The sequence below is a fragment of the Corynebacterium sp. MSK297 genome (genome assembly GCF_030232885.1).
Lineage (GTDB): Bacteria > Actinomycetota > Actinomycetes > Mycobacteriales > Mycobacteriaceae > Corynebacterium.
This window is the reverse complement of record NZ_JASPGD010000006.1, coordinates 64147-85033: the sequence shown is the minus strand read 5'-3', so window position 1 is coordinate 85033 and position 20887 is coordinate 64147. Positions and strand designations below refer to the sequence as shown.

The window sequence follows — 20887 nt, the reverse complement described above, 5'->3', positions numbered from 1 at the left end:
AATAGTGGCCGCAAAACCGGCGATTTCGTAACACTATTTGTAAAACAGCGCCATCGACCGTAGCTAGGGATTGCCGCCAAGGTCTATGCCAAGGGTGGCGCCGGGGCGTTGCAAAACCCGTGCTAGCGAACCCCGCGCTAACAAACCCCGCGCTAGCGGGAGCGCAACCGCAATCCCTATAACACCGAACTTCGCTAACGCCCCTGCTGGTAGTGCTGCAAGCACTGAATACCGGCGGGGGTTAAGCTATATTGCCATTTGTGCGGCTGCTCGCGCACGGTAATTTTCTTCGCCTCGACCAGCTGAGCCTTCCGCAGCGTCTCTAGCTCCGCGATCAACTCATCAGTGTCACGGCGGCTAGCGCTCGCAAACTCGGCGACTTGCACGAACACATTATCCCCGGCGCCGACGGCCGCCAGATCCCGTAATACCTTCGGGTTGTGGGCTACTAATTCCAGGCGCTCACCGGTAACAGCCTCCAGGTCGCTTTTCGCAAGAACCTGCTGGATCCGTCGCTTGCCGACGCGCCGTGGCCCGATATTCATGCCGAGAATCTGGAAGGCAAAGCCGATGGTCGCTACTGCCGCGGTCACCGCGATGGAGGCAGCTGGGTGGACCACACCGTCTAATTGTGCAAATGGGAGCGGCAAAACCCCTCCCCACGGGAATAGCGGAAGATACAGCATGAGCTTTTGCTTCGGGGTGTAATCGGTATCCCGGTATTCTTCGGTGTAGACGCTGACTTGGTAATCACGGAGCAGCCAGACACCGGATCCGATGGTACAGGCGAAGCTGAGTAGTGCTGCTAGCCAGTGTTCGTGCAGCATCAAGGCATAACCAAGCCCTGCGGGCACGGCGGCGCCAGCGTTGAAAAACAGTTGGGTAGTTATCGAACGGTGGTGACCCTTTCTGGTGAGCATGTCCTTATTTTAACTCCGAGATTTTAACTCCGAGTGCACGGTCGTCGCCGCGATTCGGCAAAACTCATGCACCGGTGTAACCGGCGAAACGGGAAAAGAGGCGACGGGTGCGACGGTACAACGGGTGCAACGGTGCAACGGAGAATGAGGAAACGAGGCAACGAGGATAGCGCAGCCGCGTAGCTGGGGACGTGTAGGCGGGTGTGCCTTGCAGCTATTCGTCGGCAAGAGTTTTGTGACATAATGCCAACTGTGTGGTTTCTGCGCGGAGGTTTCGCGTATGGCCTGCTGAAGACGAATTTATATGTGAATAATTGTGATGTCCTGTGCGGCAGCGGCCAGGTGGCTGCGCCCGGGGCACAATGTGATGTCAAGGAGACATGGTAACGGTGAATTTCACCCCGGAAACAATTGAAAAGGCTTCGAACCTGACCAGTTCGGCGTGGCCGGAGAAGACTCGCGTGTATACGTTGGCGAAGAACCTCGGGCTTAGTTCGCGGGAATTGATTGAGGTTTTAGCGAATCTGCAGATTTCGAAGCGGGCGCAATCGAATGTGTCGCCGGATCAGGTGACTGCGGTTTTGGATTATATTGCGGCGAAGAAATCGGACCCCGTGAAGAAACCAGGTTCCGCCAAGAAATCGGGTTCCGTGAAGAATTCGGATTCGGTGAAAAAGGCCGCTTCTCATGAATCCGAAGAAAAACTACGGCACCGCGTGCGCAAAAACGTGGAAAATGAAATCAATCAGATTGCACAAAAAGTCGATGCAGATCTACCTGCTTCTTCGCTTGGCGACGAGCCCGCCCCCGCTCCGTATGTGCCCGCGCCGGCTGAGCCTACGATGAACGCCTACGTGCCGGTGTTCCGCGCTCCGGATGTGGATCCCGCTCTTGACGAGGCCGAGCTCGACGAAACCGTGATTGACGATATTGTCGCTGCCGCAGAACACGCCGAGGATGCAACTGGTGATCTTGCCGACGACTCCCGTGCTGGCATGGCCAGTGGCGTCGGCGCCGGTACTGCCTCTGATGAGGCCGCTAGCACAGCTGATGGTGAGTCGGCGGATATGCGTGGTGGACGGCACACGAATTCCCGTGGGCGCCGCCGCCGTGGCCGCCGAGGCGGATCGCGTGGTCGCGGCGTCGAGCAGCAAACTCAGCATTCCACCGAGTCAAACACCGCAAAACCAGACGTCACCAAGCCAGAAGCCGATAAGCACAACGCAGATAAGCGCGACACCGAAAAACAGAGCGCAGAAAAACAGAGCGTCGAAAAGATCGATGAGCCCCGTGGGCTGCGTGGTCCCGAACGGCTGGAGGCACAGCGTCGTCGTCGTAATGAGCTACGGGAAGAAAGCCGCAAGACCGAGCGGATTGTCTCGGAAAGCGAGTTCCAGGAGCGCCGTGCAGCGATAACGCGCAAAATGGTGGTGTGCGAACGTGAGCGCATGGATGGCCCAGGCACGGTCACGCAGCTCGGGTTGCTGGAAGATGACGTGTTGGTTGAGCATTTCGTGAATGCTGAAAACCAGGGGTCGATGATCGGCAATATTTATCTAGGCCGCGTGGAAAACGTGCTGCGCAATATGGAAGCAGCGTTCATCGATATTGGCCAGGGCCGTAATGCCGTGCTGTATGCCGGGGAAGTGGATTGGAAGGCCCGGGGGCTTAATGGCCGCCAGCGTCGTATTGAGGCTGCGTTGAAGCCTGGTGATCAGGTGCTTGTGCAGGTCATGAAGGATCCGTTGGGTCACAAGGGTGCCCGGCTGACCGCGCATATTTCTTTTTCCGGGCGCTACTTGGTGTACGTTCCGGGCGGAAACAACGCGGGAATTTCGCGCAAACTGCCGGCTGAAGAACGTCGGCGCTTGAAAGAGATGCTGGATCGCGTTGTGCCAGAAGATGGCGGCACGATCATCCGCACGGCTGCCGAGGGGGTGCCGGAGCGTGCCATCGCTGCCGACGTTGATCGGATGCATAACCAGTGGCTGCACATTAAGCAGCGCGTGGAGGAAGAAAAAGAAGCGAAAACTTCCGAGCCCGTCACGCTGTTTGAAGAACCAGACATGCTGGTCAAGGTTGTTCGTGATTTGTTCAACGAGGATTACTCAGAGCTTATTGTCGACGGTGACCGTGCTTATGAAGTCATCTATTCGTACGTGAAGTCGGTGGCTCCGGATCTGCTGAAGCGCATCACCAAGCATGACCGCGCTGCGTTCCAGGGCCAGGATTCCTTCACCGTGTATCACATCGATGAGCAGATCGAAGAGGCATTGTCGCGCAACGTGGCGTTGCCGTCGGGTGGTTCACTGGTGATTGATCGCACCGAAGCGATGATCGTCATCGACGTCAATACCGGAAAGTTCACTGGTAAGCGCAAGGGCGGCAATCTGGAAGAAACCGTCACGCGCAACAACCTGGAGGCCGTTGATGAAATTGTGCGCCAGATCCGTTTGCGTGATCTTGGCGGCATGATCGTGATTGATTTTATCGACATGATCCTGGAAGAGAACCAGGATTTGGTGTTGCGACGGCTCAAAGAGCGTCTGACGTCGGATCGCAGCCGCCATCAGGTCTCTGAAGTGACGAGCTTGGGCCTGGTGCAGCTAACGCGCAAACGCATCGGCACTGGCCTGCTGGAGGCCTATGCTACGGATTGCCCGACGTGTGCTGGCCGTGGGTTGCTGATTAACAGTGATCCGGTGGATGCCCGGAAGCAGGCGGAGGTTGCTGCCCAAGCGCATGAGCATGAGCCGGAAAATGGCTATGGCCGTGGTCGGGTTGCAACGCTTGACGACGACGGCGAGGCTGTTGACTCCGTTATCGATGAGGAGCAGGACGACACGGTCCATGCCGGGGAACAAGCTGAAACGCAGCTCGATGTACAAGCCCAGGGGGTGCGCAAGCGACGTGAGCGTGAGCGCGCTGCAGCAGCAGAATTTGAGAATCTGGCTGCCAGTGTGATTGGGAAGCAGAAGCCGGATGTGCAGGATCCCGCTGGTGGCAAAGCTGGTGTCAGCGCCAGCACTGATCCGGATTCGGATTTGGATACAGATACGGATTCCGCACAGGAAACTTTCCGGAAGCGCGGTAAAGGCCGTCGCAAAAAGCGCGTTGTCAGGGCTAGTCATACCCACGCCTCGGGCACGGGCGCAGCTGACGAAAAAGCAGCCGACGAAAAAGCTGCTGCTAGTGCGGTGGCTGAGAAGTCCTATGAGCAGGCCGTCAAAGAGTTTGAATCTAGCCCGCGGCGGCGGCGTCGTACCCGCGGTAATTCACGCTCGGATCACCGTCCACGGAAGAAGGATTTTCGGTGGGAGGATCGGCACGACTCTGCTGCGAAAAGTGCAGCTGACAGGCAGCACGGTAGTGCGGACGGTCACCGCGATCACGGTGCTGGCGCCGGTGTTGATACCGCCGCTGACCAGCAAGCTAGTGCTGATATGCACGCTGGCGCTGGTAACAAGGCGGCAGAATCTGCGGTGCGCAAATCCTCGAGGCGGCGTCGTGTGGTGCGGCGGGTGTCGTCGGCAAGCGGAACAGGCGCCAATGTCAGCGCTGCCGGTGAAGCGAACGTCGCCGGGCAACAGGCGAGCGGTGTCGGTGCTGGGGATGGCGCGCCCGTCGATGAGAAAGGCCGCGATGGTAAGCACGAGTCTGTGCGCAAGGGCACACGACGACGTCGTGTAGTGCGGCGTCCAGCGAAGAAGTAGCAGGCCGGAAATAGTCGGGTTTGTCTTTTGGGGCGTGTCACGGTAGTCTTGGGCAGTCGCTGTTATGAGCCTGCGCACCATATCTAGAAGCTAATATCTAGGGAGCTATCGCGCTGGATAATTATGTGAAATGGTTATCCGGCCTAGTGATCTAGGTTCCTAGTGGCCTAGGTAGCACGTGGATGGCGCGGCGAATAACGCTTTTTAGTAATTAAGTCCATCTTGGAGCTTATGCACTGCAGCTGCCCAGCAGCCTGCGGCGCGCAAGCTCCGAGCCGAGTATAGATAAGGGGTAACCCTCCATGTACGCGATCGTCAAGACCGGCGGAAAGCAGTACAAGGTTGCTGAAGGTGACCTCGTCAAGGTTGAGAAGCTTGAGGGCGAGCCAGGCGATGCCGTGGCTCTTACCCCGGTTCTGCTCGCCGATGGCGCAACTGTCAAGACCAAGGCTGATGAGCTCAGCGGTGTTTCCGTCAACGCTGAAATCGTAGACCAGACCAAGGGTCCTAAAATTCGGATCCTGAAGTACAAGAACAAAACCGGTTACAAGCGTCGTCAGGGTCACCGTCAGCCTCAGACTGTCGTGAAAATCACCGGAATTAAGTAAAGCACTAAGGGGATAGCACAATGGCACACAAGAAGGGCGCATCGTCCACCTCGAACGGTCGCGATTCCGAGGCTAAGCGTCTCGGCGTTAAGCGATTCGGTGGCCAGAAAGTCAACGCTGGTGAGATCATCGTTCGTCAGCGTGGCACCAAGTTCCACCCAGGTGAGAACGTCGGCCGTGGCGGCGACGATACCCTGTTCGCTCTCGAGGCTGGTTCCGTTAGCTTCGGTGTTAAGCGCGGACGCCGGGTAGTAAACATCGTTCCGGCACAGGAAGTAGCCGTAGAAGCCAGCGCATAACAAGCCTGAGTTTCACATGGAACCCACGCGGTTCCGCTGCGCAGTTCCCATCTGATCGTGGGGCTGCGCTTTTTTGCTTAAATAGGTCTTCACCGCCAGTATTTTTTTAGAAAGGGCCCGCGCCATGTCTCGCTTTATTGATCGAGTAACCCTGCATCTTTCTGCAGGCGACGGCGGGCACGGTTGTGCCTCGGTTCACCGTGAGAAATTCAAACCACTCGGTGGCCCCGATGGCGGCAACGGCGGCCACGGCGGAGACATTATTTTGGAAGTCTCCAACCAGGTGCATACCTTGCTTGATTTCCACTTCCGCCCGCACGTGAAAGCAGAACGCGGCGGAAATGGCGAAGGCGATCACCGTCAAGGCAAGCGTGGCCAGGACCTGATTTTGGAAGTCCCGGTCGGCACGGTCGTGCGGAATGCTCAGGGCGAGATGCTAGCGGACTTGACGACGATCGGGACCCGTTTCATGGCTGCAGAAGGCGGTTACGGCGGGCTGGGTAACGCGGCACTTGCCAATGCGTCCCGCAAGGCGCCAGGGTTTGCACTGAAGGGCGAACCGGGTGAGGAGCACGATCTCATCCTGGAGATGAAATCTGTTGCCGACGTGGGGCTGGTCGGTTTCCCGTCTGCGGGCAAGTCCTCGCTGATTTCCGTGCTTTCTGCGGCGAAACCGAAAATTGGTGATTATCCGTTTACCACGTTGAGCCCGAACCTGGGTGTGGTTTCGGCTGGAGATAAGGTGTTTACCATTGCTGACGTGCCGGGGCTGATCCCGGGGGCCTCGCAGGGTAAGGGCTTGGGCTTGGAGTTCTTGCGCCATATTGAACGCACCGCCGTGCTGGCGCATATCGTCGATACTGCTTCGATCGAGCCAGGCCGTGATCCGGTCTCGGATATTGAAGCGTTGGAACACGAATTGGCGCAGTACCAAGACGCACTGGAAGAAGACACGGGGTTGGGCGATATCATGCAGCGCCCACGGGTGATTGTCCTGAATAAGGCCGATGTCCCGGAAGCTCGTGAGCTTGCGGAATTTGTCAAAGAAGACCTAGAAGAACAATTCGGTTGGCCGGTGTTCATCATTTCTGCGGTGGCTCGCCAAGGCTTGGATGCGCTGCGCTATAAGCTAGCCGAAATCGTCGAGGCTGACCGTGAGCAGCGCCCGACGGATGACGAAAAACCAGCTCCAGAAATCATCCGCCCGCAGGCGGTTGCCGGACGTGGTGCTAAACGGGGTGGCCACCACGCCGATTTCACTGTCCGGCAGGACCCAGAGGTCGAGGGTGGTTTCATCGTCGACGGTAAGAAAATTGAGCGTTGGATTTCCCAAACGGATTTCGACAACGATGAGGCCATTGGGTATCTGGCTGATCGCCTCGCCCGCGCCGGTGTGGAAGACGAGCTTTTCCGACAGGGCGCAGTGGAAGGCTGTCCCGTCACCATTGGCGATATCACTTTCGAGTGGGAGCCGATGATTGGCGGCGATCCTACGTTGGCTGGCCGTGGCCGCGATGCGCGCCTGGAAACCACCAACCGTGCAACTGCGGCTGAGCGTAAACGCGCCTCGCAGGCACGCCGTGGTCTGATCGATGAATTGGTGTATGGCGATGTGGAAGAAGAACAATCGGATCGCGAGCGTTGGCAGGGCTAGCCTGGTTATAAGTCATGTTTTGTGAGTGTGAAACAAGCGCGGAGTTTAGTGGGTGAGATCATGCGCGGATTTTTGTAAACTGAACAGTATGCCTCACAATGCCCATGACCGTGACATTCATGCCCATCTACCGTTGGATCCGTACCACGATGACTCTCCGGAAGTCTCGTTTCCGGATCCGCCGAAGGATTCCCTCGACAGTCTGGCCATGGGCCATGAGTCTGCTTTGCGTGAGCAGATCACCAACGCTAAACGCGTCGTCGTCAAGATTGGTTCGTCGTCGCTGACGGATGATTTCTCCGTTTCCCCGGAAAAGATTGACCATATTGTTGATGCGCTGCAGGCGCGCATGGAATTTTCTGACGTCATTGTTGTTTCCTCCGGTGCAGTCGCCGCTGGTATGAAGCCGCTGGGGCTGACTGAGCGCCCACAGGATCTGGCTACTAAGCAGGCTGCTGCTGCCGTTGGCCAGGTGCACTTGGCTTATGAGTGGTCGCGTTCTTTCGCCCGCTATAACCGCACGTGTGGCCAGGTTTTGTTGACTGCTTCGGACGCTGGTCGACGTGATCGCACCCGAAATGCGCAGCGCACCATTGATCGCTTGCGTATTCTGCGCGCGGTGCCGATCGTCAACGAAAATGACACGGTAGCGACTTCCGAAATGCGTTTTGGTGATAACGACCGTCTCTCAGCTATCGTGGCTCATCTGACTGGCGCGGATGCGCTTTTCCTGCTTTCCGACGTCGATGGCTTGTATGACAAGAACCCGGCTGAGCCGGATGCGAACTTCGTTGATGAAGTTGTCACCGGAAAAGATTTGAAGGGCGTTGCCGCGGGGGATGGCGGCAAAGTTGGTACCGGTGGTATGGCCTCGAAGGTCTCGGCCGCACGTTTGGCTGCCCGTGGCGGCGTGCCGGTGTTGCTGACGTCGGCGGATAATATTGGCCCAGCGCTGGAAGATGCCCGAGTTGGTACCGTGTTCCATACTCGGGAAGAACGGCGCCTTTCGGCGTGGAAGTTCTGGGCGTTGTATTCTGCCGATTCCGGCGGAACCTTGCGCTTGGACGAGGGTGCGCTCAAGGCGGTTACTCGCGGCGGTAACTCGCTGTTGGCAGTCGGCATTACTGATGTGGACGGTGAATTCCGCGCTGGTGAGATCGTCGATATTGTCGGTCCGAACTCTGAGGTCGTTGGCCGTGGAGAGGTCAACTACTCTTCGTCGGCGCTGAAGTCGATTATCGGTAAGAAGACCGAAGAAATGCCAGAGGAGATGCAGCGCCCTGTCGTGCACGCGGATTACCTGTCCAACTACGCTTCGCGTCTATAAGGTGGCTGCACATCGCACGTAAACCTGTAAACGTGAACCTGTAAACGTGCTGTACAGCCTCGGTACAATCTCGCGTTGCTAAATCCCGGTAACCTCGGACTCATGAAGTTCACAATGCAACCCAACAGCTGGGACAATGTACGCACAACCTTGGAAGAGGCAGGCCACGAGCTTGTCGACGACATCGCCGACGCTGAGTGCATGCTGTTTAATGGCACCCCGGATGAGTTGCCGGAGATTCCGGAATCCCTCGGTTTCGTGCAACTGCACTTGGCTGGAGTTGATGCTTTCGTCGACCAGATGAAAAAATCGTCGACACGCTGGGCCAATGCCGCGGGCCTGTATGACAAGACCGTGGCGGAATCCGCGATCGCGCTTTTGTTGGCGCAGCTGCATGCGCACAAACCATCCACGCAGGCCAAAACCTGGCTCCAGAAAGACCTGGAGCCGAAGACCCGCTTTTTGTCTGATGACTCCACCGTCGCCATCATTGGTGCCGGTGGCATTGGCGAAGAGCTGATTTCTATGCTCAAGGGATTCGGCCCAGAAATCATTGCGGTCAATCGCTCGGGAAATCCAGTCGACGGCGCGGACGAAACCGTTCCTAGTACCGAATTGGATTCTGTCTGGCCGCGCGCGGATTTCTTTGTTCTGTTGATGCCGCTGACCGACGAGACGCACCACATTGTGGACGCTGATGTGTTTGCGAAGATGAAAGATAGTGCCGTCGTCGTCAATGTGGGGCGTGGTCCGCTGGTTAACACTGACGATCTCGTCGACGCTGTGCGCAACGGTGATATTGCCGGTGCGGGCCTAGACGTCACAGAACCGGAGCCGCTGCCGGATGGGCACCCGTTGTGGGAGATGTCGGAGTGCGTGATCACCCCGCATTTGGCAAACCCGTTGTATTCGGTTCATGAGCGTATCGGCGCGCACATGCTGAAAAACATGGAAGCGTTCGCGAACGGTGAGACTATGCCGACGGAAGTAGACGTTGAGGCAGGTTATTAAGCGTTGCGTTGTTGTACGCCGTCGCAGGTGATGAAACCAGGATGAAACCGGACAGCCGTTTTATTTAAACCTGGTAGCAGATTGTGAAGTGCGTATACTGGGCGCTATGACTGATAAAGACGTTATGACTGATAAAGACACCGATAATTTGTCGCCCGAACGTGCCCAGGAGCGCGAGGAGGTCCTCACCAAGGCCCGTGCCGCTAAGGATGTGGCTCCGGTGATCGCCCAGCTTTCTACTCCGCAGAAGAACGAAATCCTGGAGACCGCAGCCCAGGACCTGCTGGATAACACTGCTCTTATTCTCGGCGCCAATGAGCGTGACATCGTTAACGGTAAAGAAGCTGGCTTGAGTGATCAGCTGCTCGACCGTCTGCGTCTGGATGAAGACCGTATCGCGGGTATCGCTAACGGCCTGCGTTTGGTTGCCGGTTTGCAAGACCCGGTGGGCGAGATCCTGCAGGGTTCCACCATGGATAATGGCATAGAGATGAAGCAGGTCCGTGTCCCGCTTGGCGTGATGGGCATGGTTTATGAGGCTCGTCCTAACGTTACGGTCGACGCCTTTGGCTTGGCTATTAAGTCCGGAAACGTCCCGCTGCTGCGTGGCTCGAAGTCTGCTCGTGAATCCAATAAGCAGTTGGTGGACTTGCTCCAGGACACCCTGGAGAAACTGGGACACCCACGTGAGGCTGTCCAGTTGTTGCCATGTGAAACTCGCGATTCGGTGCAGGATTTGATTACCGCCCGTGGCTTGGTGGATCTGGTTATTCCACGTGGCGGCGCTGGTCTGATTAACGCCGTGGTGCTGGGTGCTACGGTGCCCACCATTGAAACCGGCACTGGCAACTGTCACTTCTATATCGACAAGTCGGCGGATCTGGACAAGGGCATCGCCATGGTCGTTAATGGCAAGACCCGCCGCACGTCGGTCTGCAACTCGACTGAGACGGTGCTGTTGGATTCGGCGCTGAGCGACGACGATAAGCTGAAGGTCGTGCGAGCATTGCAGGATGCCGAAGTTACCATTCACGGTGAGGTGCAAGAACTCTCCGGTTTCGGTGTAGAAAACGCCGTGGAAGCAACCGAGGAAGACTGGGCAGAAGAATCACTGTCGATGGACATCAATGCCAAGGTGGTTGACGGAATCGATGGCGCGATTGCTCACATTCAGAAGTGGAGCACCGGCCACACCGAAGGCATTGCGGCGCAAGATGCAGATATCTTGCAGAAATTCGCTAATGAGGTTGATGCTGCAGCTGTCATGCTGAATGCCTCGACCGCCTTCACTGACGGTGAGGTTTACGGCATGGGTGCTGAGATCGGTATTTCCACGCAGAAGCTGCATGCGCGTGGTCCAATGGCACTGCCGGAATTGACTTCCAGCAAGTGGATTTTGCAGGGAACTGGTCACACCCGTCCATAAACCAGCTCGCATTCGGGCTCGTGAGCTGGAATAATACCCGGCATGACAGTCTTAAGCCTGAAAACCCGTGCTGTAATTGCGCTGGTTAGTATTGGCGCAGTGTCTTCTATTGCTACTGGTATACCGGCAGCACAAGCGGGCATTGCCGCTGAGCGCGCGAATCAGACCCTGGGCCCACCAGATACCACAGTCGCCACCACGGCTGCCGATAACGGGCAGTGCCCGGAGGTGGCGATTATTGCTGCGCGGGGGTCGGAGCAGAATTTTGCGACTACCCCGCAACGTTACGCACCGAATTCACCGTGGGAATCTAACGGCTTCGAAGCAGAAAACATTGCAGCGGGCCTGCACCTGGCCCAACAACGGCATACTGCTGCCACCGGGGAATCGTTGTTCCACAACGTTCCGGTCTTGGCGCTCGACGAAGAAACCTATCCGGCGGATCTTTATCTACCGGTGATCGCAGAACGCGGTAGCAATCCAGATGCGCTGGAGTTTTCTTCCAACTTGATGGAAATATTGCGGCACACCCCTCCGCATACCATTGCGTATGAGGCAATGGCCGGGGTAGTGGATAGCGTGCGTTCGGGTATTAACAACGCCCCCGGGTTCGTAGAAGATTTTGAACAGGCAACGGGCTGCCAACCGGACTATATTTTATTTGGTTATTCGCAGGGTTCGATTGTGCTGAGTCACCTGGAAAAATATTTGCACGATAAAGACCAATTGCGTGGGGTGGTTTATATCGGTAACCCCCAATTAGGTGCTGGCGATCCTTCCACGGTGGGCAGGCCACGCGTTGGTAACGGTCTGCTTGCTGGTTCTGCGGTGCTGCCGGAATCACTACGCCCTGAATTAGCTCCGGTGCCGCGCATTAATTACTGCATGACTGATGATTTCGCCTGCGATCTCTCCCCGCAATCCGCGGTGGCCGCATTGCGTGATGAAGCCGGAATCCATGGCGATTATTTTCTTATTGGTAATCCACACGATGCCGCCGTCGTTGATGAATTAGCAGAGTGGATTACCCATGACTAAACCTGATGATCGTACCGAAAGTACCGAAAGTGCCCAGAAGGGTGGTGCTGTGCAGCATAAAGCCGCGCAGCGCATCGGTGTGATGGGTGGTACCTTCGACCCGATCCATAACGGTCACCTGGTTGCTGCTAGCGAGGTGGCGGATAAGTTTTCCCTGGATACGGTGTTGTTTGTGCCCACGGGACAGCCGTGGCAGAAAGCGGATAAGCAGGTTACTTCGGCGGAATCGCGGTATCTGATGACGGTGATCGCTACTGCTTCCAACCCGCGCTTCGGGGTCAGCCGCGTGGATATAGATCGGGGCGGGGATACCTATACCGTCGATACACTGCGGGATCTGCGTACGCGCTACCCGGATACGGAGCTGTTTTTCATCACCGGTGCTGATGCTATGGCCAATATTGTCTCCTGGCATAAATGGGAGGACATGTTCGACATGGCGCGTTTCGTGGCGGTGACCCGGCCAGGCTACGAGTTGTCTGAGGCGATGATGCCGGATATTCACGAACGTCGCATTGATTTGGTGGATGTGCCCGCGCTGGCGATTTCATCGACGGATATCCGTGAGCGTTCCGGGCAGGGCCGCCCGGTGTGGTATTTGGTGCCGGATGGGGTGGTGCAGTACATTTCGAAAAACAATTTATATGCCGAGAACTAGCCGGAACCGGCTAGTTCGTGCGAAACTGTGACTAGACAGTCACTGGACAGTCACTCGACAACCACTGGAAAACCCAAGAAACCACAACTTTCTTGGAAACTGGAAACAACATATTTGCCAGAAAGAGGAAGGTGCGCATTGACCGCTACTGATACCGCTCGCGAACTCACGAGTGTGGCCGTTCGCGCCGCTGATGAAAAATCCGCGGCCAATATCGTCGCTATGGACGTTTCGGATGTCCTGGGCATTACCGAGGTGTTTATCATCGCTTCGGCGGATACGGAGCGCGCGGTCAAAGCTATCGTCGACGAGATTGAAGAGGACCTGAAAGATGCCGGGCGCAAGCCGTTGCGTCGCGAAGGTCAGCGGGATTATCGCTGGGTGCTGCTGGATTATGGCGATATTGTCGTACATGTCCAGCACAACGACGAACGTGATTTTTACGGTTTGGACCGCCTGTATGGGGATTGCCCGCTGGTAGAAGTCGAAGGTGTGGAATATTCCCGCCCGGGCACCTATTCCGAATCCGATGGTGCTCAGGTGCGTTCGGCCCAAGACATTGACGATATTCCTGTGGTGGGCGAGGAACGGTCATGACCCGCCCGCTGTATCTCATCCGCCATGGTGAGACGACGTATAACGCCAGCGGGCGGATGCAGGGCCAGCTGGATACTGAGCTCTCCGAGCGGGGGCATGCTCAGGCACGCCAGGCTGCGCAGATGCTTGCCGACGTTCGCATCACCCGGATCATTGCCTCTGATTTGAATCGCGCTGCCACTACGGCCAGGTATATCGCGGAGCAGTTCGGACTAGAGGTCACCACCGATACGCGACTGCGCGAGACTCACTTGGGCGAGTGGCAGGGAATGGCGCGTGGTGAGGTCGATGAGCAGTACCCGGGGGCTCGCGCACAGTGGCGTAATGATGCTACGTGGACGCCGCCGGGAGGCGAATCACGGGTGGATGTGTCTCAGCGCATCCGGCCGGTCGTTGATGAGTTGATGGAAGAATATTCCGAATGGGACGACGGCGGCGTGCTGTTGGTGGCGCATAACGGTGCGATTTCCGCACTAGCGTGTGCGTTGTTGGATTTGCAGGTCGAACAATTTCCGATGCTTTCGAGCTTAAAAAATACTCATTGGGCGAAATTGGTGGCGCGCCCGGGTTTTAATCCGGATGCCCCGAAGCGTACCCCGCGTTTTTCTGGTGCCGCGGATACACGTGGTGCCCAGTGGTTCCTGGAAGGCTGGAATATGGGCCGAGGGGATTAAATGACGGTTCAGGTGGTTACGGATTCCTCAGCGAGTTTGAGTGAGGACGTTATCGCAGAACTTGGCATCACGGTGCTGGATCTGCACGTGGTGGAAAAAACTGCCAAGGATGGCTCGGTAGAGCGGTCCACGGCGGGTTTGTCATCTTTAGAGTTGGCTGCGGTGTATGGCCGTTTGGTGGAGCGGAGCCAGGGCGATGGCGTGCTGGTGATGCATTTGCCCAAGGAGTTGTCGTCGACGTGGAATTCTGCCCAGACAGCCGTGGGGCTGTTTGCTGACGATGAGATTCGCATTATTGATTCACCCGCGATTGCGATGGCGATGGGGGCTGCGGTGATGACTGCGGCGAAACTTGCCCAGCAAGGCGCTGACCTTAACGAATGTTATGACGCCGCTGTGGGTGTGTTGTCGCGTTCTGCTACGTGGGTGTATTTGCACCGGATTGATGATCTGCGCCGTTCGGGTCGGTTGTCAGTGACGACTGCGATGCTATCGACCGCGTTGTTGGCCACGAAGCCGATCATGGAGTTTAACGACGGCAAGTTGGAGTTGGTTGGTAAAACTCGTACCCAGACCAAGGCTTTCAACAAATTGGTGGAGCTGGTGTCCCAGCACGCTGGTGGTGAGCCGGCGTTTATTGCCATCCAGCACAGTGAGGCCGAAGAGGGTGCAGAAACGTTATATGGTTTGCTTGTCGACGCGCTAGCACCTGGTTCTTCGGTGATGGTCATGGAAATGAGCGAGGTGCTACGCGTACACGTTGGTGCTGGTGCGATAGGTGTTTCTGCGGTGTTTACGGTGGGAGATTAGCACGCACGCACGTGCATTGTGCCAACCTCGTGTTAGTTATCCACAACGTGACCCTGTTGTGCTGATCTGTCACGTAAGTTTTCACAGGCTCGTGGTCAAGCCAGCTCGGTTTCTTCTGTCATGGTTTTAGTATCGCGGGCATGAGCCCAACTACACGTGTCAAAGAACGCATCGCGGAATTAACCCGGCCTACTGGGGAAGAAGACCTTATGGCGGTCGATTACCCCCAACCGCGTTTTTCTTTATCCACCACCGCGGCGGTGGCCGCTGCTGCCCTTGCATGCCTCGGTTGCTTACTCTGGTGGGCGGTGAGCTCCCTCGAGCACGGCTCAGCACAAGCAGATTTCGTTGCGTTGGCAGATGATTCCGCACCTAGTGGTTCTGCATCCAGTGGTTCTGTACTCAGTGGTTCTGTGGATGCCCGCTCTACCGATGATGCCGCTGCCACCTCGCCGGACTCAGAACCGAAGTCACCGAAACATGCAGCGGTGACTGGAGCAGCGGTGGATGCGTATGCGCATTCAGCCGATGACATCGTGGTTTCGGTAGTGGGGTTGGTGCAGAACCCGGGAATCATGACGCTTCCCGACGGTTCCCGTGCCGCTGATGCGCTAGCTGTGGCAGGGGTGTTACCGGAAGCGGACCTGGTGCGTATCAACCATGCGGAGTTATTAAGTGATGGCCAGCAGTTGGTGGTCCTGAGCCCGGATGATCCAGCGCCGCCGGTTTCCGGGAGCGGAACGGGTGACGCTGGTACCGGGCAGAGTGCGAGTACCAGGCCGATCTCGTTGAATACCGCCACGGTTGCTGAGCTGACCGCCTTGCATGGTGTCGGTGATGCTACAGCAAGCGCGATCATTGAATTTCGTGAATCTCATGGTGGCTTTGCCTCTGTGGAGCAGCTTGTGGAGGTTACTGGGATTGGGCCTGCGAAGTTTTCGCGCCTGCAAGATGAGGTCACGGTGTAAAACCCGGCATGCATGATCTGCGATTATTTCCCACAGCGTTGACCAGCTGGGCAGCCGTGTTATTGCTGATTGTGACTGGTGGCCCCGGTTGGGCGGTGGGGCTAGTCGTCGCGGTGGGAGCGATATGCGCATGCGCGGGCTACTGGCAGCACTGTCTCCTTGTGGTTGCAGGCGCCGGTGCTGCGTCGTTTCTAGCAGCTATCCGCCAGCACCGTGCAGCAGAGTTTGCGTATCCGGAGCGATTGTCCGCGACGGTAGCCGGGCGCGGAAAGCCCCTCGATTTCGGGGGCTATTACTTTCCCATCGACGTCGACGGCGTGGCACCGAACTTGGCGTTGTTCGCCAAGCAACCAACGGTGCAGAAAACATCAGCTCAGAGAACAGCAGCAGAACACGCACCCGAACTTGCTGAACTCGCGCCGGGATCACGCATCCTGGTGGATGCCACGTACCAGGAATCGGATCGGCCGGGTTTGGCCCCGGTGGTCGCGCGAGGCGAGATCACCCAGGTGCAGGCTCCGACCGGGCTTTCCCAGTTCGCCGATCATGTGGCGCAGTCCCTGCATGGTGCTGCCCAGCGGTTTCTCGGCGAGAATACGGCCTCGCTCATTCCGGGCATGGTGCTTGGCGATACCAGCGCGCAGACCGATACCCAGCGGCAAATGTATATCGATACTGGGCTAACGCACCTCACAGCAGTCAGCGGCTTGCATGTTGCTACGGTCGTGGCTGCTGCGGTCATTCTCGCGCGTGCCGCCAGGTTGGGTCCGGTAGGACAATCGGGTGTTGCAGTACTGATCATGGGACTATATGTCACGGTGGTGGGCCCGGCGCCGTCGGTATTACGTGCCAGTATCACGGGCCTGGTTGGGGTAGCAGCAATTCTGAATTCCACTCGCATGCCGCCGTTGCATGCGTTGTGCATCGCAGTCATCGTGCTGTTGTTTCTCGACAGTGACATGGCTGTGAGATTCGGGTTTGCGCTGTCTGTGGCAGCAACCGCGGGCATTATCGCCTTAGTGCCATTGCTGTACCGGCCACTGTCACGTATCCGCTTACCTGATGTTATTATCCGCGCACTCGCGGTCTCCATTGCCGCCGATATCCTGACTATGCCACTGGTGTCACTGATGGCTGGACGGGTTTCCCTAGTCAGCGTGCTTGCTAATGTTGCTGTGACCCCGGCGGTCTCGTTCGCCTTGTTACTCGGACTGGCAGCTACATTGCTCGCCGCGCTTCCACTGCCGATCCCGGTAGAAGCCGTGGTACTGAAACTTGCTGAACCTGCGGCTTGGTGGATTTACCGGGTGGCAAGCTGGGCACAGGATCTGCCGCTTGCCACCATCGAGATCACTCCGTGGGCAGCAATTATCGGCTACGGCTGGATCATCGCGGCACTACTCGCAGGGTTTGTGCGCACCACCATTGCTGCTTTGCTAGCGAGCATGCTCCTTACCGGGTGGTTTCAGCGCCTGCCACCACAGGCAGAAATCGACGAAGCCAACGTGCTTGTTGTCGACACACTTGCAGAAATCTCCGATTATTCTGGGCAGATTGCAGCAGAAAGCATTCCTCCGGGCACCGAGGCCATTGTTGTGACCGATCCGTCGGGTCAACCCGCAGAAAGACCCACTGCCACACCTGCAGGTATTCCGATCATTTTTCCTCACCGCGATGGGCGAGTCACCATCTACGTCGATGGCAGACAGCATGCTGAAAGTGGGAAGTTCTAGCTGTGGCACGATAGGGACATGGCAATGGAATCCAGCGTGCAGTTAATCATTGGTGATGAGGAGTTTTTGGCCGAGCGGGTGCGCTTGGAACTTACCGCCGAGGTGAAAAACAATGCCGCTGATGGTGACCAAGTGCACCAAACCACGCTGCGCGCCGGGGAGATTACCGGCCCAGAACTCATTGAAGCCACGAGCCCGTCGCTGTTTGGCGACGAGCGGATCGTGGTAATTACCAATGCAGAAACGGCTGGGAAAGAGCCGTTGAACCTTGTGTTAGATGCCTGTGTCAACCCGGCTCCGTCGGTCACAATCATCATCGTCTACGCCGGTGGTGGGCGTAATCAGGCGATCATGAAAAAGATTGAGAAATTGGCGCAGGTCCATCGCGTCGCCAAGCTGAAACCATCGGAGCGTGGAAGTTGGGTCAGCCAGGAATTCCGTAGGCACGGCGTGCGGGTTGGGCCGGAAGTTGTGCATAGTTTGCTGGAAGGTGTCGGTTCTGACCTGCGTGAGCTGGCTTCAGCGGTCAGCCAGTTGGTGGCTGATACTAACGGCAATGTCACTGAGGCCGCGGTGCAGGAGTATTACCAAGGGGTAGCGGAGGTGTCTGGTTTTGATATCGCCGACGCCGCAGTTGCCGGCCACACTTCGCAAGCAGTGGCTTCGGTGCGCCGGGCCCTGCAACTCGGTGAGCCGCCGGTCAAGCTGGCCTATGCGTTGGCTAGCAAGGTGGGTACGGTTGCGCGGTTGTATTCGGAGCATGGTGGGAATGCGCAGAAACTCGCCGGGCAATTGGGGATGCCGCCGTGGTTGGTGGATAAGTCGTTGAAGGTGGCGCGTCGATGGCGCGGCGAAAACGTCTCGCAGGCGGTGATGATCATTGCTGAGTTGGATGCTGAAGTGAAAGGCCAGGGTGGTGATGCCGAGTATGCGCTGGAATCAGCGGTGCGGAAAATCTCGGAGCTGGCGCGCTAAAATTGTGGCGCTATGACTGAAAAAGAAACCTTAAAAGATACAGAAGGACACGCAACACAGCAGCCTGAACACGCCGTTGACAATGGTGATCGGCATATTGACGGAGCAGATGATCAGCAGCTACAGGAATTTGCGAGCAAGCTATTCGATTTCGCTCGTGATGGGGACGCCACGTTGCTCGAGTATGTTGAGCACGGCTTGAATGCGGACTTGGTTAATCACGAGGGCCACAGCCTGCTGATGATGGCTGCCTACCACGGCCACGCTGATTTAGTGCGTGGTTTGGCTGCGCGTGGGGCAGACGTCGACAAGCTCAATGACCGCGGTCAGTCGCCGTTGGCCGGTGCAGTGTTCAAGAAAGAAGACGCTGTAGTGGACGTGCTACTGGATGCGGGGGCCGATCCGAACCTTGGCCACCCGACGGCGGTGGATACTGCGCGCATGTTTGAGCGCGCGGACCTGCTTGAGCGTTTTGAGAACGCCAAATGACGCTGGCGCAGTGGGTTAGCCTGCTGGCGCTGAACCTGGCTGGTGCCGCAAGCCCGGGCCCGGACATGATTTTGATCATGCGCTTGGCGACGCGCTCCCGCATGCACGCTATGGCTGCGGCTTTGGGTATTCAGCTGGGGGTGGTGATGTGGTGTAGCCTCACGGTCTTTGGAGCTGCGGCGATCCTGACGGCGTATCCGTCGGTGTTGGCTTTTGTGCAGTTGATCGGCGGAATTGCGCTGATCTGGATGGGACGGAACATGGCGAAGACTGGATGGCAGGATCGCAACGTGAAACCGGTAGATCTCGCAGACGCCGCACTGCGGATGGGCTCGCTAAAATCTGCGTTTAAAACCGGTTTGCTCACAAATATCGCGAACCCGAAGATTGTACTATTCCTGGCCGCGATCGTTGCGCCTCTATTACCGCAGAGCCCGTCGCTCGGCCTGGCTATTGGTGTGGTTGCAGCGTTGACGCTGTCCGCGTTCCTGCTGTTTGTCGTCGTCGCGTTTTTCTTGTCGACGAAGGTGGTGCGCCGCCGCGTGTTGGCGGCTGGCCCGTGGATAGATATTGCTGCAGGCGTGCTGTTCGTAGTGCTCGGCGCTTCGCTCGCGATTAATGGCCTGGTGACCATGGCGGAAAGTTAGTACAGCCCACTGAGATCTGGCGCGTGTGCTGTCAGCGTGGTGGAGATTGCGTCCCGTGCACCTGATTGAGGCGTAGTGCGGCGCTTCATTCAGCCGGGGACTTGTGCTACTTAACCCCTACTTAATCCGACTTTGTTGTCGGAAATCTATGCAAAAACCGGCCTGAGGTAAACCCCAGACCGGCGCATAGCTGCGGGTAACAAGTAAGTAACCGCGCTACCTCGCAGCCAGATATTCAGCAGAAAGCTGAATTAGCCTTCCATCTTGTTGAAGAGGTTGGCCATGCCGGACTTCTTGTTAGCTGCGGTGTTGCGGTGGAACACGCCCTTGGATACAGCCTTGTCCAGTTCGCGGGAAGCCACGCGCAGCTTCTCTTCCGCACCAGCCTTGTCGCCAGCTTCCACAGCGGAACGGAAGTTGCGCATCATGGTGCGTACGCGGGAGCGAACGTGCTGGTTGCGACGACGTGACTTTTCGTTGGTGAGAACGCGCTTCTGCTTGGACTTAATATTTGCCATGGTGAAAATACCTCTTAAAGTCGATAGACATTGACATGAAAGCTCTTTCTGCTGGGCATTTCCAGCACCCCGCTTAGCCAGCTGAAACTAGATTTAGATCAACTCTCATAAACCGTAGGTGCGCGTCACCAAACCGTTATCGGGCGGACCCAAGGTCCTGACCGCCCCGCTTGGTGCAGCTCAACAGACGAGCAACCCCATAGAGGTTAGCAGATTTTCTTCACTAATCCCACTGGTGCTCATTGCGTAGCCGCGTCGCGATGCGCTCGAAGCGTCGCTTCGGAAACAACACGCCCTGTCGGCGTAAATACTTCTCTTGAATTTCGAGCACCCGGTCAATGCGGATCCAACACGGCCGACCGGCCTCGTCCCATTCACCAGTACCGATACTCGTCCAGCGTGGATCGTGATCATGAGTCGGGTTCGGCGAGATCAACAACGCCAACACGCTATTGCTCGTGCGCCCGATGATCAACACCGCACGCTCGCGCGGCGGCGAGTCAGAACCATCGGTCGGTGTCCAAACCCACACCACCTCGCCGGAATCGGCATGCCCGTCCATATCCGGTGCATAAAAAATCGTGCGATTGAGTGCACGGGATTTCCATACCTGAATCTTTGCCGCAGCACGAGCCACCGAACGGGTCGAAGTATGTTGCATCCCCAACCGCTCGTTAATCAACGCCAGGCCTTTTTCTAATAACTCTTCGTCCGGGCCAGATGGCGACCAGCGTTTATTTTTCCGCCGTGCTGCAGACATACTAGTCATCCTAGCTATTGCGCTTAGCTGTCCTGGCTATTTACCCCGCGGCGTGGTTCGGT

General features: G+C 57.1%; 20 protein-coding genes. 17 read left to right on the top strand and 3 right to left on the bottom strand.

Features of this window, described 5'->3' with window-relative positions; translation table 11 throughout:
• Positions 1 to 194 precede the first annotated feature (194 nt).
• Complete coding sequence (locus tag QP888_RS07505; RefSeq protein ID WP_284812914.1) at positions 195 to 920, bottom strand: hypothetical protein; 726 nt, start codon at positions 918 to 920, stop codon at positions 195 to 197.
• A 380-nt stretch (positions 921 to 1300) separates the two neighbouring features.
• On the opposite strand from QP888_RS07505, the gene QP888_RS07500 reads away from it, so the two are divergent.
• From QP888_RS07500 to QP888_RS07420, 17 genes are all read left to right on the top strand, one after another.
• On the top strand, positions 1301 to 4633 hold the full coding sequence (locus QP888_RS07500; RefSeq protein ID WP_284812913.1) for a translation initiation factor IF-2 N-terminal domain-containing protein: 3333 nt from the start codon (positions 1301 to 1303) through the stop codon (positions 4631 to 4633).
• Positions 4634 to 4935: 302 nt separating this feature from the next.
• On the top strand, positions 4936 to 5241 hold the full coding sequence (rplU, locus tag QP888_RS07495) for a 50S ribosomal protein L21 (RefSeq protein ID WP_284812911.1): 306 nt from the start codon (positions 4936 to 4938) through the stop codon (positions 5239 to 5241).
• 20 nt (positions 5242 to 5261) lie between these two features.
• On the top strand, positions 5262 to 5540 hold the full coding sequence (gene rpmA, locus QP888_RS07490) for a 50S ribosomal protein L27 (protein WP_018120949.1): 279 nt from the start codon (positions 5262 to 5264) through the stop codon (positions 5538 to 5540).
• Positions 5541 to 5664: 124 nt separating this feature from the next.
• Complete coding sequence (obgE, locus tag QP888_RS07485; RefSeq protein WP_284812910.1) at positions 5665 to 7194, top strand: GTPase ObgE; 1530 nt, start codon at positions 5665 to 5667, stop codon at positions 7192 to 7194.
• An 88-nt stretch (positions 7195 to 7282) separates the two neighbouring features.
• Entirely contained in the window at positions 7283 to 8521 is a 1239-nt protein-coding gene (gene proB / locus QP888_RS07480) for a glutamate 5-kinase (RefSeq protein WP_284812909.1), read from the top strand.
• Positions 8522 to 8623: 102 nt separating this feature from the next.
• The gene (locus tag QP888_RS07475; RefSeq protein WP_284812908.1) at positions 8624 to 9532 is read left to right on the top strand and encodes a D-isomer specific 2-hydroxyacid dehydrogenase family protein; all 909 of its coding nucleotides are present in this window, start codon (positions 8624 to 8626) and stop codon (positions 9530 to 9532) included.
• Between the two features lie 97 nt (positions 9533 to 9629).
• Complete coding sequence (locus QP888_RS07470; protein ID WP_502869154.1) at positions 9630 to 10958, top strand: glutamate-5-semialdehyde dehydrogenase; 1329 nt, start codon at positions 9630 to 9632, stop codon at positions 10956 to 10958.
• 99 nt (positions 10959 to 11057) lie between these two features.
• Positions 11058 to 11996, top strand: a complete 939-nt coding sequence (locus QP888_RS07465; protein ID WP_284812907.1) for a hypothetical protein — start codon at positions 11058 to 11060, stop codon at positions 11994 to 11996.
• Complete coding sequence (nadD, locus tag QP888_RS07460; protein ID WP_284812906.1) at positions 11989 to 12654, top strand: nicotinate-nucleotide adenylyltransferase; 666 nt, start codon at positions 11989 to 11991, stop codon at positions 12652 to 12654. The genes QP888_RS07465 and nadD overlap by 8 nt, the downstream gene beginning before the upstream one ends.
• A gap of 138 nt (positions 12655 to 12792) precedes the next feature.
• On the top strand, positions 12793 to 13251 hold the full coding sequence (gene rsfS / locus QP888_RS07455) for a ribosome silencing factor (protein ID WP_284812905.1): 459 nt from the start codon (positions 12793 to 12795) through the stop codon (positions 13249 to 13251).
• Complete coding sequence (locus QP888_RS07450; protein ID WP_284812904.1) at positions 13248 to 13925, top strand: histidine phosphatase family protein; 678 nt, start codon at positions 13248 to 13250, stop codon at positions 13923 to 13925. The genes rsfS and QP888_RS07450 overlap by 4 nt, the downstream gene beginning before the upstream one ends.
• Complete coding sequence (locus tag QP888_RS07445) at positions 13926 to 14735, top strand: DegV family protein (RefSeq protein WP_284812903.1); 810 nt, start codon at positions 13926 to 13928, stop codon at positions 14733 to 14735. It abuts the gene before it with no gap.
• Between the two features lie 140 nt (positions 14736 to 14875).
• Positions 14876 to 15703, top strand: a complete 828-nt coding sequence (locus tag QP888_RS07440) for a ComEA family DNA-binding protein (protein WP_284812902.1) — start codon at positions 14876 to 14878, stop codon at positions 15701 to 15703.
• An 8-nt stretch (positions 15704 to 15711) separates the two neighbouring features.
• Entirely contained in the window at positions 15712 to 17436 is a 1725-nt protein-coding gene (locus QP888_RS07435) for a ComEC/Rec2 family competence protein (protein WP_284812901.1), read from the top strand.
• A gap of 18 nt (positions 17437 to 17454) precedes the next feature.
• Entirely contained in the window at positions 17455 to 18411 is a 957-nt protein-coding gene (holA, locus tag QP888_RS07430) for a DNA polymerase III subunit delta (RefSeq protein WP_284812900.1), read from the top strand.
• 12 nt (positions 18412 to 18423) lie between these two features.
• On the top strand, positions 18424 to 18900 hold the full coding sequence (locus QP888_RS07425; protein ID WP_284812899.1) for an ankyrin repeat domain-containing protein: 477 nt from the start codon (positions 18424 to 18426) through the stop codon (positions 18898 to 18900).
• Positions 18897 to 19547 carry a LysE family translocator gene (locus QP888_RS07420; protein WP_284812898.1) on the top strand — a complete coding sequence of 217 codons (651 nt, stop codon included), beginning with the start codon at positions 18897 to 18899 and terminating at the stop codon, positions 19545 to 19547. Before QP888_RS07425 ends, QP888_RS07420 begins: the two co-directional genes overlap by 4 nt.
• Before the next feature lie 251 nt (positions 19548 to 19798).
• On the opposite strand, the gene rpsT is transcribed toward QP888_RS07420, so the two are convergent.
• Together rpsT and QP888_RS07410 are read right to left on the bottom strand one after the other, a co-directional pair.
• Entirely contained in the window at positions 19799 to 20065 is a 267-nt protein-coding gene (rpsT, locus tag QP888_RS07415; protein WP_284812897.1) for a 30S ribosomal protein S20, read from the bottom strand.
• Positions 20066 to 20288: 223 nt separating this feature from the next.
• Positions 20289 to 20825 (bottom strand): type II toxin-antitoxin system PemK/MazF family toxin, encoded by a 537-nt coding sequence (locus QP888_RS07410; protein WP_284812896.1) that lies wholly within the window; start codon positions 20823 to 20825, stop codon positions 20289 to 20291.
• Between the last annotated feature and the right edge of the window lie 62 nt (positions 20826 to 20887).

Coding starts and splice junctions, on each gene's coding strand:
- QP888_RS07505 (WP_284812914.1), bottom strand. CDS start 920: ATGCTCACCAGAAAGGGTCACCACCGTTCGATAACTACCCAACTGTTT.
- QP888_RS07500 (WP_284812913.1), top strand. CDS start 1,301: ATGGTAACGGTGAATTTCACCCCGGAAACAATTGAAAAGGCTTCGAAC.
- rplU (WP_284812911.1), top strand. CDS start 4,936: ATGTACGCGATCGTCAAGACCGGCGGAAAGCAGTACAAGGTTGCTGAA.
- rpmA (WP_018120949.1), top strand. CDS start 5,262: ATGGCACACAAGAAGGGCGCATCGTCCACCTCGAACGGTCGCGATTCC.
- obgE (WP_284812910.1), top strand. CDS start 5,665: ATGTCTCGCTTTATTGATCGAGTAACCCTGCATCTTTCTGCAGGCGAC.
- proB (WP_284812909.1), top strand. CDS start 7,283: ATGCCTCACAATGCCCATGACCGTGACATTCATGCCCATCTACCGTTG.
- QP888_RS07475 (WP_284812908.1), top strand. CDS start 8,624: ATGAAGTTCACAATGCAACCCAACAGCTGGGACAATGTACGCACAACC.
- nadD (WP_284812906.1), top strand. CDS start 11,989: ATGACTAAACCTGATGATCGTACCGAAAGTACCGAAAGTGCCCAGAAG.
- QP888_RS07450 (WP_284812904.1), top strand. CDS start 13,248: ATGACCCGCCCGCTGTATCTCATCCGCCATGGTGAGACGACGTATAAC.
- QP888_RS07445 (WP_284812903.1), top strand. CDS start 13,926: ATGACGGTTCAGGTGGTTACGGATTCCTCAGCGAGTTTGAGTGAGGAC.
- QP888_RS07440 (WP_284812902.1), top strand. CDS start 14,876: ATGAGCCCAACTACACGTGTCAAAGAACGCATCGCGGAATTAACCCGG.
- QP888_RS07435 (WP_284812901.1), top strand. CDS start 15,712: ATGCATGATCTGCGATTATTTCCCACAGCGTTGACCAGCTGGGCAGCC.
- holA (WP_284812900.1), top strand. CDS start 17,455: ATGGCAATGGAATCCAGCGTGCAGTTAATCATTGGTGATGAGGAGTTT.
- QP888_RS07425 (WP_284812899.1), top strand. CDS start 18,424: ATGACTGAAAAAGAAACCTTAAAAGATACAGAAGGACACGCAACACAG.
- QP888_RS07420 (WP_284812898.1), top strand. CDS start 18,897: ATGACGCTGGCGCAGTGGGTTAGCCTGCTGGCGCTGAACCTGGCTGGT.
- rpsT (WP_284812897.1), bottom strand. CDS start 20,065: ATGGCAAATATTAAGTCCAAGCAGAAGCGCGTTCTCACCAACGAAAAG.
- QP888_RS07410 (WP_284812896.1), bottom strand. CDS start 20,825: ATGTCTGCAGCACGGCGGAAAAATAAACGCTGGTCGCCATCTGGCCCG.